8 protein-coding genes are annotated in these 18,555 nt (G+C 70.9%); 7 read left to right on the top strand and 1 reads right to left on the bottom strand.

The window, feature by feature from the left end:
- Positions 1–3 precede the first annotated feature (3 nt).
- The 7 genes from NWP10_RS02570 (at position 4) to NWP10_RS02540 (ending at position 17,127) form a co-directional block, all read left to right on the top strand.
- The gene (locus tag NWP10_RS02570; RefSeq protein ID WP_258299790.1) at positions 4–4,644 is read left to right on the top strand and encodes an Eco57I restriction-modification methylase domain-containing protein; all 4,641 of its coding nucleotides are present in this window, start codon (positions 4–6) and stop codon (positions 4,642–4,644) included.
- On the top strand, positions 4,644–11,072 hold the full coding sequence (locus tag NWP10_RS02565; RefSeq protein ID WP_258299789.1) for a DEAD/DEAH box helicase: 6,429 nt from the start codon (positions 4,644–4,646) through the stop codon (positions 11,070–11,072). Before NWP10_RS02570 ends, NWP10_RS02565 begins: the two co-directional genes overlap by 1 nt.
- Before the next feature lie 10 nt (positions 11,073–11,082).
- Entirely contained in the window at positions 11,083–13,368 is a 2,286-nt protein-coding gene (locus tag NWP10_RS02560; RefSeq protein WP_258299788.1) for a 3'-5' exonuclease, read from the top strand.
- A gap of 193 nt (positions 13,369–13,561) precedes the next feature.
- Positions 13,562–13,915: a hypothetical protein gene (locus NWP10_RS02555; protein ID WP_258299787.1), complete on the top strand. Its 354-nt coding sequence runs from the start codon at positions 13,562–13,564 to the stop codon at positions 13,913–13,915.
- Entirely contained in the window at positions 13,902–15,398 is a 1,497-nt protein-coding gene (locus NWP10_RS02550; protein ID WP_258299786.1) for an XRE family transcriptional regulator, read from the top strand. The genes NWP10_RS02555 and NWP10_RS02550 overlap by 14 nt, the downstream gene beginning before the upstream one ends.
- A 56-nt stretch (positions 15,399–15,454) precedes the next feature.
- Entirely contained in the window at positions 15,455–16,180 is a 726-nt protein-coding gene (locus NWP10_RS02545; RefSeq protein ID WP_258299785.1) for an EcsC family protein, read from the top strand.
- A 107-nt stretch (positions 16,181–16,287) separates the two neighbouring features.
- A complete protein-coding gene (locus tag NWP10_RS02540; RefSeq protein ID WP_258299784.1) occupies positions 16,288–17,127 on the top strand; it encodes a glycerophosphodiester phosphodiesterase in 840 nt (279 codons plus the stop codon).
- Between the two features lie 24 nt (positions 17,128–17,151).
- Here the strand turns inward: NWP10_RS02540 and NWP10_RS02535 are convergent.
- The coding region (locus NWP10_RS02535; protein ID WP_258299783.1) for an aldehyde dehydrogenase family protein at positions 17,152–18,555 on the bottom strand (1,404 nt) is incomplete at its 5' end.

Below are 18,555 nucleotides of genomic sequence, written 5' to 3'. Positions count from 1 at the left end.
TCCATGGCCGTCAGCGACGCATTCGTGGTGGTGGGGGAGTGGCTCTCCGAGCACTACTTCACCTCGGACGCCACCAAGGAGTCCTTCCGTGCCAAGGTCCTCGCCCGGCGCAAGGAATGGGACGAGCGGGCCTCATCGCCGCGGGAGCGGTTCACGGCGGCGCGCGGGGACCTGGAGCGGCGCTTCGGGGCGCTGTCGGAGGCCGCGGGGGAGGCCGCGGAGCCCGCGGACCGGCAGGCGGCCGCGGACGCGGTGTACGACGACGTCCTCACCGTCCTCGGGTACCGCACCGGCGAGTTCTCCCTCGCGGTGGACGGCCCGGTCACTCGAGTGTCCTCGGCGGGGATCGAGGGCAAGGCCCCGCTCGCGATTCTGCGGGCCCGGCCGGTGGACGCCCTCGAGGACGCTGTAGCCAAGGGGGACCCGCAGGACGCCCGCGGCACCCTGGCCGTGCCGTTCGTGGACGAAGCCGGAACGGAGCACCACTCGGCGGCGCGCGCCCTGTCCACGTTGTTCGTGGACCCGGCCGGCCCGGACTTCACCCTTCTGCTGGCCGGGCGCTGGGCCGTGGTGGCCGAACGCGCGCGCTGGGCGGAGGGTCGCTACCTGGCGGTGGACCTGCAGACGGTGGCCGAGCGCAACGACGCCGCCCGCGGCGGGGAGATCGACCGCGCGCTCACCATCCTGGAGGCCGGCTCCCTCGCCCCGGACGCGGACGGTGCAGTGTGGTGGTCGGGCGTGTTGGAGGAGTCGGTGCGTCACACGGTGGGCGTCTCCGAGGACCTGCGCGAGGGCGTGCGGCGGTCCATCGAGATCATCGCCAACGACGTCGTCGCGCGCCGCGCGGACGCGGGCCTGCCTCCGCTGCCGGGGGACCAGGCGCAGCCACTGGCTGTGCAGTCCCTGCGGTACCTCTACCGGATCCTGTTCCTGCTGTACGCGGAGGCGTCCCCGGAACTGGGGGTGCTGCCCTCGGGGGCCGCGGAGTACGACGCGGGCTACTCGGTGGACCGGCTCCGGGAGCTGACCCTGGTGGAGCTGGCCACGGAGCAGGCCCGCCGGGGCACGCATCTGCATGAGTCGCTCGCGGTGCTCTCCCGACTGGTGGACGCGGGCCCGCGCCCGTGGACGCCGGAGCAGGAGGACGCCACCGGGGGCCTGGAGTTCCACCCGCTGCGGGCGGACCTGTTCGCGCCGGCGGCCACGGCGTTGATCGACGAGGTGAAGCTCTCCAACGCGGCCCTGCAGCAGGTGCTGCGCCACCTGTTGCTCTCCAAGGAGCGCAAGGGCCGGGACCGCGGGTTCATCTCCTACGGGGAGCTGGGCATCAACCAGCTGGGCGCGGTGTACGAGGGCCTGATGAGCTACACGGGCTTCTTCGCGGAGGACGAGCTGTTCGAGGTGGCTCCGGGCGGCGACGCCTCGAAGGGCTCGTGGGTGGTGCCCGTGGACCGCGCGGACCACCTGGACCGCAAGGACTTCGTGGAGGAGGAGGACCCGGTCACGCACGAGCGCCGGCCGGTCCGTCACCGCAAAGGCACGTTCGTGTACCGCCTCTCCGGCCGGGAGCGGCAGCAGTCCGCGTCCTACTACACGCCGGAGGTCCTCACCCGCTTCACCGTCCAGCAGGCGCTGGAGGAGCTCCTGGACCAGGACGGCGCCACCACCTCGGCGGAGGACATCCTGAACCTCACCGTCTGCGAGCCGGCCCTCGGCTCGGGCGCGTTCGCCATCGAGGCGGTGGACCAGCTGGCCCGAGAGTACCTGACCCGCCGGCAGGCGGAGCTGGGCCGCAGCATCGACCCGGAGGACTACCCGCACGAACTGCAGAAGGCGAAGGCGCACATCGCGCTACACCAGGTGTACGGGGTGGACCTGAACGCGACGGCGGTGGAGCTGGCGGAGGTCTCCCTGTGGCTGTCCACCATGGTGGAGGGCCTGCAGGCCCCGTGGTTCGGCCTGCGGCTGCGCCGCGGCAACTCGCTGATCGGTGCCCGCCGCTCGGTGTACTCGGGGGCGCAGCTGCGCAAGGACCGGGCGTGGATGAAGGCGGTCCCGGAGGACCGCCCGCTCTCCGAGCTTGTCGACGACGGCTCCTTCACCTCCGGCTCCGTCTTCCACTTCCTGCTGCCCTCCGAGGGGTGGGGCTCCGGTGTGGAGGCCCCGAAGCTGGTGCGGGACCTCGTCCCGGACGAGGTGAAGGCGCTGAAGGGGTGGCGCTCGAGCATGCGCCGCAAGCTCTCGGCCAAGCAGGTCAAGGAGCTCGAGGCCCTCACGCAGCGGGCAGACAAGCTCTGGGCGTTTGCGCTGCGGCGACTGACGCTGGCTGAGCAGCAGTCCGGCCGCGACCTGGACCTCTGGGGCCGCGAGGTGCCGGAGAAGCGCGGTGCCGTCACGCGCGAGCAGATCGAGGAGTCGCTGGCGGACCAGAACGGTGCCTACCGGCGTCTGCGACGTGTGATGGACGCCTGGTGCGCGCTGTGGTTCTGGCCGCTCACGGAGACCGAGGTGAAACCGCCGAGCATGGAGCAGTGGATCGGCGCCCTGCAGATGTTGCTCGGCGTGGAGTCCACCAAGAACGTGAGGAATGCTGACACCGAGTCTCTGGCAAGTGTGGAGTCCTGGGAGGAGCTGGACGACTACGAGCTCTGGGACCGCGCCGGCACCAACGCCGTCTCTGTGGAGAAGGCCCTGGAAGCGCACCCGTGGCTGGCGGTCTGCGAGCAGGTGGCGCAGTCACAGGGCTTCTTCCACTGGGAGCTGGACTTCGCCGCCGTCTTCGCGCGCGGCGGCTTCGACCTGCAGATCGGCAACCCGCCGTGGGTGCGGCCGCGTAATGACATGAAGGCGGTTCTTTCGGACTTGGACCCCTGGTGGAAGCTGGCAAAGGGAATATCGCAGGAAGAAGAATCCGCCAGGTGGCTTGAGATCATGCAAGCAGGCTTCGCAGTCGCTCACTTGGTGGATAGCGTCTCGCTGACGACTGCTTCCTCCGCATACTTCTCGGACACGGTTAACTTTCCGATACTGACTGGACAGCCAGATCTGTACAGAGTATTTATTGCGGCTTGTTGGTCTCGACAGCATGCTCTCGGAGTCACAGCATTGATCCATCAGGAGTCGCATTTTACTGACGAATCCGCCGCATTGTTGCGCATGCAATGCTATAGGAGACTGCGCCGGCACTGGCACTTCTCCAACCAGGATGTGCTTTTTGAGGGTATTGCCTCGAAAATGATCTTCAGTGTCAATATCTACGCGGCGTACCGAACTGCAGTGGATTTCATGCATGCAGCGTACCTTTACCACCCAAGCGTGTTGACCTCGTCCCTGATTCACACGGGGTTGGGTGAAGAGCCGGGCCTTAAGTGGAACAACTCGTGGGACATGCGGGCTCACTCGAGTCGCATTCATCGGATTGATGATGAGACTCTAGAGACCTGGACGGAAGTCTTCGATGCCCCCGATCATCGAACGCCACAGATGGCTTACATGGTTGGATCTGCTCCGGCGACGATCCTTCACTCTATGGCCACTTCCGGTCGCCGAGTTGGAGAGATGCCATTCGGGTACTCGCGCGGCTGGGATCAGGATCTCGACTTCGCTCGCGGAGTCTTCGCGCGGGACTGGGGTACGCCTCCCTGGTGCAAAGCGATTCTGTCAGGAACGTTTCTTTGGGCGGGTACGCCATTTTATAAATCACCAAACATGTCAATGCGCAGTGCTCAAGATGTATCTCCCATTGATCTGGAAGCGTTGAGCAATAATGCCAATCCGGTGACTCGATTCAGACTCCTATTGAGTGAGGATGAACTGATGGATCGATATGATTCATGGGCGAGCTATGGACCAGCCAGCGACTCGTACAGGATTGCATGGCGCAAGATGGTGAAGGTCGAAAATGAGCGCACTCTGACCCCTGCGATCATTCCGCCAGGCGCCACTCATATCGACGGAATATTCTCCATGGGGCCTTGCGGAGTTGACATCAAGGACATGATAACCGTGTGCGGTTCAATGATGAGTCTTCTAACCGATTTCTACGTCCGATCAGCTCCGCGGGCAAATCTAAGGGCCTCGGACATTCGCCGCCTACCAGCTGTGCCGCTGTCTCATCCACTGGTGCCCTCGCTGCTCTTGCGCACCCTGCAGCTCAACTGCCTCACCGAGGCCTACGCGGACCTGTGGGACGAGTGCTGGGATCCGGCCTTCGCCGAGGACGAGGCGATCCTGCCGCGGTACGGGAGTGCCGTCGTCGGGAAGGAATGGACGGCCGAGGTGCCGCTGCGGCGGGCCGAGGACCGGCGCAATGCCCAGGTGGAGATCGACGCCCTGGTGGCCCTGATGCTCGGCGTGGACGTGGAGGACCTCTGCACGGTCTACCGCACCACCTTCGCCGTGCTCCACGGCTATGACCAAGACAAGTACACCTTCGACCGCAACGGCCGCCTCGTCCCCACCGAGGTGCTCTCCGTGTGGAAGAAGAAGGGCGAGCGCATCACGCAGGAGGAGCGGACCGCGGTGCACCCCGGCTCCGGCGTGGCCTACGAATACGAGCTGCCCTTCGCCACCCGGGACCGCGAGGAGGACTTCCGTGTGGCCTACGCCGAGTTCCAGCGCCGACTCCAGGAGGTCCAGGGCTGATGCCCGAGCTGCTCCCCACCCTGCAGGCCCGCCGCATCACGGACGGGCTGGTGGACTACTTGGCCACCACGTTCGCCCTCGCGGACGCCGAACCCCGCCGCGCCCTGGACGAGTTTCTCCGCCACGAGCGGGACGGCCTGTTCAAGGGTCCTTACGTGCGGCTGCGCCTGCCGTTCCGCGCGGCGGACCCGGACTGGCGGGACCACCTGGACTGGACCCCCGGCTGGACGCCCTACCGGCACCAGGCGCAGGCCTACGCCCGGCTCACCTCCCTGGGCCGCACGGGCGTGGGGGAGCGGCCCGAGCCCACCCTCATCACCACGGGCACCGGCTCCGGCAAGACCGAGGCGTTCCTCCACCCGATCCTGGACCACGTGTTGCGCGCCAAGCGGGCCGGGACCACCGGCATGAAGGCGCTCATCCTGTACCCGATGAACGCCCTTGCGGACGACCAGGCCCGCCGCCTGGCCGCCACCCTGGCCGGCGACCCCGCCCTGCGCTCCGTGACCGCCGGCATCTACACCGGCAACCAGACCGGCACCCGCACCCGCGTCTCCTCGGACGGGCTCATCACGGACCGCCACACCCTCCGGGACACCTCGCCGGACATCCTGCTCACTAACTACAAGATGCTGGACCAGCTCCTCCTGCGTCCGGACGATCAGCCCCTGTGGGAGCGCTCCGCCCGCTCCCTTCAGTACCTGGTGCTGGACGAGTTCCACACCTACGACGGCGCCCAGGGCACCGACGTGGCCATGCTGCTGCGCCGCCTCGGCCTTGCCCTCAAGTCCCACTGGCGCGAGGACGACCCCACCGTCACCGACGCCGAGCGAGCCCGCCCCCTCGGCCGCATCACCCCCGTGGCCACCTCCGCCACCCTCGGGGACAAGTCCGACCCCTCCGTGATGCTCGACTTCGCCGCCACCGTGTTCGGCGAGCCCTTCGGCCTCGAGGCCGTCGTCACCGAGACCATGGTGGACTACGACGCTTGGGCAGCCGCCGCCGACCCCGCCGTGGCCGCCACCCCGCGCCGGCTCGCCGAGCTTGCCCGCGACGGGTCTCTGGCGGACCTCGCCGCCACCGCGGCCGCGCACGCCGACGACCCTGCCGCGCTGACCGCCGCCGCGGTGCGCGCCTTCCACGCGGAGGACGGCCTCAGTGCCGAGGACGCTCCCGCCCTGCTGCGCCGCCACCCGGACGTGCGCGCCCTGGTGGAGGCCGCTGCCCAGGCGCGTCCCGTGCCGGAGCTGCTCGCCGCCGTCGGGCTCTCCGCCGAGTACGCGGACCACGTGCGCGCCCTCGAGGCCCTGATCGGTGCGCTCAGCCACGTGCGCGCCAGCCACGGCCGGGACGCCGTCAGTGTGGAGCTGCACCTGTGGGTGCGCGAGCTGACCCGCGTGGACCGCGTGGCCTCCGCCGTGCCCGCCTATCGCTGGTCGGACGACGGACCCGCCGGCGGCGCATGGGTCGGTGCCGAGGACGGCGCCCCCGCGGCCGTCTTCCCCGCTGTGTACTGCCGCCACTGCGGCCGCTCCGGATGGGGTGTCAGCCTGGCCCCCACGGGGGACGAGCTCGCCGAGCACGACGCGGACATCCGCCGTGACCACGCCGCCGGAGAGTCCCGCTTCCGCGCCCTCCTCCACGCCCCCGGCGAGGACGAGCGCGAGCGTCAGGGCCGGCAGGTGGAGGGGCTGCGCTGGTTCGACGTCTCTGCTCGTCGCCTGCTGCCGGCCCGCCCCGCCGAGGACGACCCGGCGCTGCTCGGCGGGCATGTGCTGTCGGTGCTCACTCAAACCGGCCAGGATGCCGATCAGCGAAGCAACCAGGACGACTGCCCCGCCTGCGGCCGCGCGGACGGCATCCGCTTCCTCGGCGCGGCGATCGCCACCCTGCTCTCCGTGACCCTCTCCGTGCTGTACGGGGACCCTGCCCTGGACGAGCGGGAGAAGAAGGCGCTCGTGTTCACGGACTCCGTGCAGGACGCCGCGCACCGTGCCGGGTTCGTGCAGGCCCGCTCCCACGCGATGAGCCTGCGCACGGCCCTCGGGGCGCAGGTGGGCACCACCCCCACCACCCTCGAGACCCTCGTGGACGACGTCCTCGCCGCCGCCGGCGACGACGCCTTCGCCCGCTACCGGCTGGTGCCGCCGGACGCGCTCTCCCTGGACCGCTTCCGCCGGTTCTGGGCGGCCGAGACAGCCGCCCAGGTGAGCGGCACGGACCGGCGCTGGGTGAAGAGGCGCCTGCTGTTCGACGCCACCCTGGAGTTCGGCCTGCAGACCGGCTACGGGCGCACGCTCGAAGCCACCGGCGGCGTCGGCGTGGCCGTGGAGGCCGGCCCCGCCGCCCGCCTCGCCGCGATCGCCCGCGGCGTGCTCACCGAGGATGAGGTGCAGACCCTGGACGCCGGGGTCGAGGCGGTGCTCACGGGAGGCGTGACGGATGCGGCGCTGACCGCGTGGGTGCGTGGAGTGCTCGAGCACATCCGCCGCTCCGGCGGCATCCACCACGAGTGGCTGGAGAAGTACCTCGCCGAGGACGGCCGCCGCTACCGGATCTGGGGCGGCCGCCCCAAGACCGGCATGCCCGCCTTCCCCAAGGGGCGCAGCGCCCCGGCGTTCCCGCGCGTCGGCGGGGCCAACCCCAACAAGGAGAGCGACCTCGAGACCGTCCGCTCCGCCCAGGGCTGGTACGCGAAGTGGACCGTGAAGAACTTGGGCGTGGCGGGCCGCCACGGCGCCAAGCTCGCCGAGCGCCTGCTCGCCGCCCTGGCCCGCGATGACGTGCTGCGGGAGGTGGCGACGGACTCCGGCGCCAGCGTGTACGGCGTGCCCGCCGGGGCCGTGACCCTGCGCGCCCTCACGGATGAGGAGCTAGCCAGCGGGGCCGCCCTGCTGGTGTGCGACACCTGCCAGGACCAGCTCCCCGCCACCCCCGAGGTGGTGGCGCAGCTGAACGGCGCCCCGTGCACCGTGGTCCGCTGCGACGGTTCCCTGCGGGCCGCGCCCCGCGAGGACACCTTCTACCGCCGCCTCTACCGCGGGGCGGACATGCGGCGGATCGTCTCCGCCGAGCACACCTCGCTGATCGCCGACACCGAGCGCCGCCGCATCGAGGACGGCTTCAAGCGCGGCGCGCAGGCGCCGGACGACCCCAACGTGCTGGTGGCCACCCCCACCCTGGAGATGGGCATCGACATCGGCGACCTCTCTGCCGTGATGCTCTCCTCCCTGCCACGCGCCGTGGCGCAGTACGTGCAGCGCGTGGGCCGCGCCGGCCGTCTCACCGGCAACGCCTTCACCATGGCGTTCGTGACTGGCCGCGGGGACCAGTTGCCCCGCCTCGGGGACCCCGCCTCCCTCATCAACGGCGCCGTCCGCCCACCGGCCACCTATCTGGACGCCGAGGAGATCCTCCGCCGCCAATACCTGGCCTCTCTAGCGGACGCCATCGCCCGCCGGCCGGGCGCCCCGGTGCCCCAGCGCGCTTCTGACGTGCTCACGAGCGCCGCGGACGGCACCTTCCTCGGGGATCTGCTGGCCCTGGCCCGGGACGAGGCCGAGCCCCGGCTGGACGCCTTTCTCGGCGGCTTCGCCTCCCTGGCCGAGCATGTGCAGGTGGGCCTGCGCGCGTGGGCCACCCCCGAGCCGGACGGCGAGTGGGCGCCCGAGGGATCGCTCGGCGCCCAGGTGCGCGGCGCCGTCGGGGAGTTCGCCCGCCGGCAGGACGACCTGCAGCGACACGTCCGCGAGGTGGAGACCGCGCTGCCCGCCCTGGCGCAGGCGGCCCAGAGCCCCGGCGCCTCGGACGAGGACAAGCGCGACCACCGCCTGGCCGAGGTGGCCCGCCGCCTCGCCGTGCGGGAGGCCAAGGAGCACCGATCCGGGCACTGGGTGTCCGCGCTCGAGGAGCGTGGCCTCCTGCCGAACTACACCCTCCTGGATGACTCGGTGACCCTGGATGCCCGCGTCACCTGGCTGGACCCCGACACCGGTGAGTACGAGTCCGACGCGACCTCCGTGACCCGCCCCTCCGCCCGCGCGTTGACCGAGTTCGCCCCGGGTGCCACGTTCTACACCCACGAGCTGGCCATGCGGATCGACGGGATCGACGTGGGCCGGGACGGGGACAAGGTGCAGTCCTGGGCCCTCTGCGCCGATTGCGGGTACGGCGCGGAGCTGCCGGCCGCGGCGGCCGTCCCCTCCGTGTGCCCGCGGTGCGCGTCCGTGGCGATCGCGGACACGGGCCAGCGGTACGACGTCGTCCGGCTCGAGCACGTGTACGCCGAGGTCCGCCGGGACCGGGACCGGATCGACGACCGTGATGACGCGCGCCGCCGCACCCCCTTCGGCGTGGTCACCGCCGCGGACCTCTCCGAGGAGACCGTGCAGCGCCGGTGGCACGTGGGCCAGGACCTGGGCGTGACCCACCACCGCGGCCTGGAGCTGCAGTGGATCAATGTGGGCCCACGCATGAAGGGTGGCACCACCGACCGGCGGATCGCCGGGGCCGATGTGGTGCTCGCGCCCTTCCGCGTGTGCGCCGGCTGCGGGCGCCTGGACGACCATGCGGGGGAGAACTCCCGCGCCGAGCACCGCCCCTGGTGTCCCCACCGGGACGGCACCACGGAGGACGTGCGCACCGTGCTGCTCACCCGTGGGCTCCGCACCGAGGGCGTGGTCCTCACCCTGCCACCGCACCTCACCCTCGCGGACTCGTTCGCCGTGCCCTCCCTCACCGCGGCTCTGCTGCTGGGGCTGCGGGAGGACATCGGCGGCGCCCCCGACCACCTGCAGGTGGCCGCCGTGCCCGTGCCCCGCACCGAGGGCGGGGGCGTGGACGACGGCCTGCTCCTGCACGACGTGGTCCCCGGCGGCACCGGATACCTCGCCGACCTCGCCGCGCCGGAGCGGCTGTGGCGCGTGCTGGTGAAGGCGTTGCGGGTGGTGGCTGCCTGTCCGTGCACGGACGAGGACCGCAGCGCCTGCCACCGTTGCCTGTTGCCCTTCGCTCCCGGGGGAGGGACGGAGCACCTCTCCCGCGCCGCCGCCGAGCGGCACCTCCGATCCCTGCTGGGCGTGGACAAGGATGCGGACGTCTCCTCCCTGGATCCCGAGGTCATGGGATGGAACCCGGAGGCGGGCGTCGTCGTCGTGGACCCCGATCCGGAGTCCCACCTCGAGCGCCTCGTCCGCCAGGTGTTCACCGCCCGCGTGGAGGCCGCCGGTGGCCAGGTGCGCCAGGTCTCCGGGACCGGTGGCGTGGAGCTGGTGATCAGCGGCCTCGGCGCCATGCGCTGGCGCCTGGTCCCGCAGGCGCGGATGGACTACGTGATGCCCGACTTCCTACTGCGCCCCGAGGACCGCAGCCAGGAGGACGTGGCCGTCTTCGCCGACGGGTGGCGGTACCACGCGGCCCCCGGGCACAACCGGATCGCGGACGACGCCCGCAAGCGGGAGGACCTGCGCGCGGACGGGATCGCCGTCGTCGCCGTGACCCACCAGGACCTGGAACGCGCCCAGGCGGCGACGGCCGCCGGTACCGTGCCCGACTGGCTCAGCCCCCAGGCGGTTCAGGCGTACTTCGCGGTGTCCGGTCAGCTGGGCAACGGCACCACCCAGGCCGTGGTGGAGGACCACCGGGCAGGGCCGATCGACCTGCTGATCGGCCGCATGCAGCGCCCCGCCGACGCCGAGGCCCGGCAGGGTCTCAGCCGCGGGCTGGGAGCGCTGTTCGTGAGCCTCGCGACCACGGTGCCGCTCCCGGAGGCGGACACCGTGGCGGAGGCGGCGCTCGCTCTCCTCGACGGGAATGTCGGCCCGGACGGCGGCGAGGTCGGCTACGTGTGGCGTCGGGACCACCTCGTAGTGCTCTCCCGGCTCAGCCCCGACCACGCGAGCCTCCAGACCGCTGTCGTCCTGGACGACCGGGACGCCGCGGTGGACCGGGAGGACCATGCGGAGGCCTGGCGGGCCTGGCTGCAGATCGCCAACGCCGTCACCCCCGCCGGGTTCGTGCAGGTCACCACCGCCACCCGGGTGCTCGCGGAGACGCGCGCGGCCGCGGCGGACCTCGGGCCCGTGGACCTGGTGCCCGCCGGTGCGGCGCGGACCGTGGAGTCGCAGATGGCGGCCGCCGAGGCCGCCGAGGCGGCCCTGCCGGGGGAGTGGGCCGGCGTCGGGCCGGACCTGGTCATGGAGGACGACATCGCGGTGGCCCGGGCCCTGGCCGACGCCGGGGTGGAGGTGCCCGAGCTGGTCGGCGAGGAGATCTCCGGGCTGCCCGTCTCCTTCGCGTGGCCGCAGCGGAAGATCGCTGTCACCGTGGACCTGCCGGAACCCGATCGCGCCGACCTGGCCTCGGCCGGATGGACCGTATTCGACTCGGCCGACGGACTGCCTCCCATCATCGATCGACTCAAGGGCTGAGGAGAGACCCATGGCGAACATCGTGCTGAACAACAACTTCGAGTACCCGAAGGACAACCGCCTCAAGGCGAAGACGCTCGAGTTCATGTCCAAGGTCGTGGAAGACGACACTCGCCCGGGGCTCCATGTGGAACCGATCAAGGGGGCGGCGGACCGCCGCGTCCGCACCGGACGGGTGGACGACGGATACCGTGCCGTGATGTTCAAGCTGACCGACAAGGAGGTCGTGTCCTATGTGCTGGTCGGGGTCTACGAGCATGACAAGGGCAACCGCCTCGCTGAGCGCATCACCCTGACGCGAAACCCGATCAACGGCGTCGCCGAGGTGCGCATGACCGAGGCCGTCCGAGAGGCGCTGCGTGCGGACGGTCCCATGCCCGAGCCGGTGGAGGTGCCCGAGGCGACGGTCCCCGAGTCGGTCATCCCGACGCCGCCTACGGTCCCGGCGGCCCAGCCGGCGGCGACGGAGGAGGCCGCGACCATGGCGCCGTCGTCGCCGGTGCTGGCCGGGCACGGCGTGACCGCGGAGGACCTGCGCAACCTCGGCCTCGACGAGGACCTGGCGGTGGCAGCCCTGCAGGCGAAGGACGAGAACGCGTTCCTTGAGGTGGCACATGCCGCCGAGGTGCCTTGGCAGGGCCTGGCTCTCGTGGACCTCGGGACCGGCGTGTCCGTAGAGGACGTCAAGGGCGCGTTCGGCCTCACTCAGCCCGTGGACGACTCCGGCACCGAGGACGAGCAGCTGATCCGCGGCCTCAAGCATCCGGCCGCTCAGGTCTCCTTCGCGTGGATCGAGGACGACGAGGACCTGCGCCGGGCCATCGAGGGCGGCGACTTCGCAGCGTGGCAGCTGTTCCTCCACCCGGTCCAGCGCCAGTTCGTGGACCGCGACTACAACGGTCCCGCCAAGCTCACCGGAGGCGCCGGCACGGGCAAGACCGTGGTGCTGCTGCACCGGACGCAGCGCCTGGCAGCGGAGAACCCGGGCGCACGGATCCTGCTCACCACCTACACGCGCAACCTCGCCGATGCCCTGCGCCGAGATCTGCAGCGGCTGGACCCCGACCTGCCGTTCGCAGCCCACCCCGGTGAGTCGGGCGTGCACGTGGCCGGGATCGACTCGCTGGCGTTCGCGGTCGCGCGCCAGGCGGGTTCCGAGTTACAGACCGTGGTGCAGGAGGTGCTGGGAGGCGGCGCCGTGGACCTGAACCGGCGGACCGACGCCCGGGCATGGGAGGACGCCCTCGCCGTGGCCGGAGGCGAGCTGGACAAGGAACAGCGGACACCGTCCTTCCTGGAAGCCGAGTACGCGATGGTGGTGCTGCCCCAGCGGATCACCGGGCGTGACGGGTATCTTCGCGCCCCGCGGCGCGGGCGCGGCACTGCGCTCAACCGGGCTGCGCGCGCCAAGGTGTGGGGCGTCGTAGAGCAGTACCGGCGTTCCGCGGCGGCTGCCGGCACCCTGGACTTCGACGAGGTGGCGCAGGTGGCCGCCGTGCACCTCGAGCGCCGAGCCGAACAGGGGGCGCCGGCGCTGTTCGACCACGTGCTGGTGGACGAGGCCCAGGACCTCACCCCCAGCCGCTGGCAGCTGCTGCGCGCCCTCGTGGCGCCCGGCCGGAACGACCTCTTCATCGCGGAGGACAACCACCAGCGCATCTATGGGCAGAAGTTGGTGCTCAGCCATTATGGGATCGCGTCGCGGGGGCGGTCGCGCCGCCTGACCCTCAACTACCGCACCACCCAGCAGGTGCTCGGGTGGGCGATGCAGGTGCTGGACGGCGCCGACTTCGAGGACTTGGACGGCCTGCCCGAGGAACACGGGGAGTACCGCTCCGTGCGTTCAGGCCCCGTGCCGACGGTCCTGCCGTCCGCCAGCGCCGCGGACGAGTACGACGCCGCCGCCGACCTGCTGAAGTCCTGGCTGGCGGACGAGGACGTCCGGCCGGAGACCGTCGCCGTCCTGGTGCGGACCAAGAGCGCCCGGGACAGGGTGGCCTCGGCTCTGGCCGAGCGCGGTGTGGACGTCCGCGCCGTGGACCAGGAAGCCGTGAAGCCGGGGGCCGCCGTCGTGATGACCATGCACCGGGCCAAGGGCACGGAGTTCGCGCGCGTACTGCTCATGGACGTGCGCGAGGGCGCTGTGCCGCTGAGTGTGCGCGGCGCCGCGGCGAGCGACGCCGACCGCGCGGACGCACTGCTGCGCGAGCGGTCCCTGCTGTACGTGGCCGCGACGCGGGCACGCGATGTGCTGGCGGTCAGCTGGGCCGGCAAGCGGTCCTCGCTGCTGGGGTGAGAGGAGTTTAGCTTTGACTAAAGTCGGGCGGTATGGCATCTTTGGTGGACGACGCCCTGACGAGTGGTGTCACCACATCACCTGTGGGGTACGCAGCGACGGGACGTCGCCCGCCCGAGATTTCTGGGAGAAGTTGTCCCGGGGCGAGTGGGAGGAGGATCCGCTGTCCCCGACCATTCCTGACGACGAGCAAGTGAAGGACCGCGACGCCCTGCGGCACAAGATGCGCTTCCTTGCTGAACAGGGAGAGCCTGAACGGGCGACGGACGTGAACCTTCTGCAGAACGGGGTGTGGGAGTTCAAGCACGGCAACAAGCGGATCGCGTTCGCTGACACCGACGGCCAGGGAGGGTTCAAGCCCAAAGGCAAGATCCAGGAGCGGTCGGATTCCCCCGACCCCGACAGTCCGTGCTGGTGGTTCCCCGAGATGGACGAACACCTCCGGCTTCTGCACGCCTGGCCCAAGATGAGTCAGCGCGCAGACCCCGAAGACATCCACACGGCCGAGACGATTGCGAAGGAGGACAGGGAGCATGACCAGCAATGACGACGGGCTCCTGGCCTTGGGGCCATCGTCGGGGGATGCTGCCGCGGCCGCGCTGGCGGGCGCCATCGGATCGTTGGTCGAGCAGGTGGTGGAGTCATCTTGTCGGCCGCGGACGGACCTCGCCGCGCGGATGGGGGTCACCGCGGGGCGACTGTCACAGATCGTGAACGGCGACGGCAACCTGCGCATGTCGACTCTGGGGCGGTTGTTGCATGCCGCGGGGTTTGCGGGGTCGATGACCGCCCGGACGGCGGACGGCAGCGTGGAGATCACCGTACCCCGCGCCCCGCGGCGGCGAGGGGGGCCCGCCGTCATCGCTGAGAGGCCCGCGGCCACCGTGGAGGCCCTTCAGAAGTCGGAGCTGCCGGAGCCGTCCGCGGCCGAGATGGCGGCTGCCGCCCTGTGCGGAGCCGTGGGATCCCTGATCGAGCAGATGGTCGAAGCCTCCGGTGAGAAGAAGGGCGGCGTGGCTGTTCGCATGGGCGTCACGCCTGCCCGTCTGTCCCAACTCCTCGGTGGGGACGGGAACCTCCGCGTCTCGTCGCTGGCCCGCGTGGCGCAGGCGTGTGGGTTCACTCTGCAGTTGACATGTCGTGACGCGGAACGGGGGGTGTCGATCACTGTCCCCCGTCGCGGACGCCGCATCCCGCGCGCCCTGGACGAGACTCCGGAGAACGTCGTCGACCTCGCCGCGGCGAGGAAGCGGATGCGTGACATCGCTCCGGTGAAGGAGCTCGTGGAACGGGGCATGCTTCCGGATGAGGAACCCCGACAGCCCGCAGCTTTGGCCACCCTCTACGGTCTGCGGACGATCTGGGAGGATCCGTCCTTCTCCGCCGCTGCACGCCGCCACAACATGCACGAGCCGCCGACACCACAACAAACCGCCTGGCTCGCGTGCGCACGTCACGAGGCGATGAAGCGAAGTGTCTCGACAACGTATTCGGCCCAGGACCTGGCGTCCTTGGCTGCCGAGCTCACCCGAGTGGTCACTGCCCCGAGCGGCGTAATGCACCTTCCGGCGCGGTTCGCGGAAGTGGGTGTACGCCTCGTCTACGTGCCCGGCTTCAAATCCGGCAAGGTCAGCGGCGCCTCCTTCATCCTCGACCGTCGAGCTGACCGACCCGTGATCGCCCTGTCCGGGCGAACGGGCCGGATGGACATGATTCTGTTCACGTTGCTCCACGAGGCGGCTCACGTTGTTCTTGGGCATGCGGCAGAGGGGCCTGTCATTGACGAGGCGCTCGGTCCCGCGGGAGGGGAACATGAAGCAGCCGCGGATGCTCTGGCATCTGAGTGGGCCCTTCCCGAGTGGGAGTCCGTGCCGGAAGATGTTTCAGAGGAGTGGGTTCAGACCGAGGCGGAACGTCAGGGCGTCCATCCCATTCTCATTTCTGGCCGGCTCCAGCACCTGGACATCGTTCCGTGGAGTGTGCAGCTGGTGCCGTGGGTCAAGGTCACAGACCACTTGCAGTGTTGGTGACGTTCGTTAGGTAGGGGGGAGGCCCCCTGAACGATAGGGGAGGCAGGGGATCTGGCATGAATGAGTCCCAGGACGGGGGCACGGATCTGCCGGGCGAAGAAAACGCCGGGCCGATGGCACGACAGCTCAACCAATTGATCGATAAGGTCATTACAGATGGCGTAGGGCCGCTTACCGGTGCGATCGCCTGGGCTGACGATCGCTTGGCGCGTGCGCGGGCCAAGCTGTCGGGCGAAGAAGCCGGGCCGGACGACACATCCTTCTCCGATCGGGCGGTCGAGAGTGCCGTTCGGCGCCTCATCCGTGAGTCCGTGCAGGCAGCGGGCATGACAGGGTTTGTGACCAGCCTTGGCGGGTTCGTCACCATGCCGGTGACGATCCCGGCGAATGTGGCTGGCTCGCTCGTCATCAATGCTCGCTTGACTGCGGCCATCGCACATCTTCGCGGCTATGACCCCATGGACCCGCACGTTCGTACGGTCGTGACCATGGTCGCGATCGGGTCCAGCGCCCAACAGATTGCCCGAGCCGCGGGCGTGCAGATCGGCGAGAAAGCGGCCATGGCTGCTGTCCAGAGGATTCCCATCCAAGTCCTGCGCCAAATCAACAAGAAAGCGGGCTTCTACCTCGTGGCCAAGTACGGTACACAGCGCCCCCTCCTGACCCTGGCCAAGGGTGTGCCCTTGGTCGGTGGAGTTGTCGGTGGGTCCGTGGACGCGACCATGACGGGCTTGGTGGGGCGCACGGCGAACAGGATGTTCTCAGACGAGGCCAAAGACTGAAGGGGTGGGGCGGCCCGGCAGGCTCATGCGTGGGCGGTGCGCCGACCTCTCGCGTTCCCGGCTGCGGCAGTGAGCAGCCCACCGCCCGTCCCCGCTACGGTGATCCCGTGCGTCCGACCTCGCCCCGTCCTGCCCCCGCCTACCTCACCGACTCCGTTCCCGCCCGTCGCGGCCACCCGCTGGGGTTCGCGCACCGGGGCGCCGCCGTCGACCGGGAGAACTCCCTGGCCGCGTTCGTGGACGCCCACGCGGCCGGGTTCACCTACCTCGAGCTGGACGTGCGCACCACGGCGGACGGCGAGCTCGTCGTCTTCCACGACGACACCCTGGACCGCGTCAGCACCGGCCGCGGCCGGCTGCGCGACCACACGTGGGAGCGGCTGGTGGACGTCACGGTCGGCGGGGAGCCGCTGCTGCGCTTCACCGAACTGCTCACGGCGCTCCCCGAGGCCCGCCTCAATGTGGACCTCAAGGACCGCGCGTCGGCCCCGGCCCTGGCCCGCATCCTCGCCGAGCACGACGCCTGGGACCGCGTGCTCGTGGCCTCGTTCCACGATTCGCGCCGCCGCCTCTTCCGGCGCGCCCTCGTCCGCCTCGGTCACCCCGAGCGCGCGTCCGGACCGGAGCGGGTGGCGACGTCGGGCGGGGCGGCCGCCATCGCGGCGCTCGTGGCGCTGGGCCCGCTGGGCCTGACCCGCTGGCTGCGCCGGTACGCCCTCGACGTCGACTGCGTGCAGGTGCCCGTCCGGCACGGCCGCGTGCCCGTGGCCACCGCCGACTTCGTGCGCCGCTGCCACGCGGCGGGCCTGCCGGTGCACGTGTGGGTCGTGGACGAGCCCGCGGAGATCGAGCGCCTGCTCGACCTCGGCGTCGACGGCGTCATGACGGACCGCGCCGACGTCCTCGCCGAGGTCTACGCCCGCCGCGGCTTCTGGCCGCAGCGCTGACCCCCGCCCTCGCCCCGCGCCCCCTCAGAGCATCTTGGGGATCATCGTCCGCTTGACCCAGCCGTACGGCGGGTAGGCCGTCTTGAGCGTGTCCACCTGGTCGGACTTCGTGATGCACGCCCGCAGGTGCGAGAACGTCTCGAAGCCGTGCACCCCGTGGTACGCCCCGATCCCGGAGGCGCCCACGCCGCCGAACGGCAGGGTGGCGATGCCGGCGTGGAGCAGGCCGACGTCGTAGCCGAGGCCGCCGGCCTGCACCTGGTCGTCGAAGGCGCGGTGGTAGCTCGGCCGGTCCGTGAACAGGTACGCGGCCAGCGGGTGGGGGCGCTCGGCGATGAAGTCCAGGGCGTCCTGGAAGGTGTCCACCCGCAGCACGGGCAGGATCGGGCCGAAGATCTCCTCGCGCATGAGAGCACCGTCGGGACGGACGCCCGTGACCACGGTGGGCGCCATGTACCGCTGCGCGGGGTCCACGTCCCCGCCGACGAGCACCTCGGCGCCGGCGTCGAGGTCCTCCCGCAGCAGGTCCCGCAGCCGCTCCGCGTGCTCCGCGGAGACCAGCCGGCCGTAGTCCTTCGACGCGCGGGGGTCCGCCCCGTAGAACTCGCGCAGCGCGCCCGGCAGCTCCTCCACGACCTGCCGGTGCGCGACGTCGCCCACGGCCAGCACGTAGTCCGGGGCCACGCACGTCTGCCCCGCGTTGGTGAACTTCGCCCACGCGATGCGCCGGGCCATCGCCCCCGTGTTGCGCGACGGCGTCACCACCGCCGGCGACTTCCCGCCCAGCTCCAGGGTCACCGGGGAGAGCGTCTTCGCGGCGGCCTCGTACACGATCCGCCCCACGCGCTCGCCGCCCGTGTAGAGGATGTGGTCCCAGGGCTCCGCGAGCAGGGCGGTGTTGCAGTCCTTGCCGCCCTCCACCACGGACACCAGCGCCGAGTCCAGGTGCTCCGCCACCAGCTCGCGCAGCGCCGCGGCCGTGGCCGGCGCCTTCTCCGAGGGGCTGACCACGACGGCGTTGCCGGCCGCCAGCGCCCCCACCAGGGGCGCCAGGGTCAGCTGCACGGGGTAGTTCCACGCGCCGATGATCAGCACGAGCCCCTTGGGTCGCGGCCGCACCTCGGCGCTCGCGGGCCGCAGTGCCAGCGGCAGCTTCGCGGGGCGCGGCTCCATCCAGTCGGTCAGGTGCAGCAGGGCGTGGTCCACCTCGGAGCGCACGGAGACGATCTCCGTCATCAGCGCCTCGGTAGCCGGCTTGCCGAGGTCCTGCCCCAGCGCGGCCACCAGCCGGTCCTGCCCCTCGGTCAGCAGCCGCTTGAGGCCCTTGAGCTGGCGCACGCGGACCGCGCGCGGGTGGGCGGCGCGGGAGCGGGCGGCGGCGCGCAGGCGCACGACGGCGGCCCGCGGGTCTTCGGGGCGGGGCCCGGC

Origin of the sequence: Micrococcus sp. HG099 (genome assembly GCF_024723355.1) — a bacterium.
GTDB lineage: Bacteria > Actinomycetota > Actinomycetes > Actinomycetales > Micrococcaceae > Micrococcus > Micrococcus endophyticus.
Note: the sequence above shows the minus strand (reverse complement) of the source record. Positions and strands in the feature narration are given on the sequence as shown.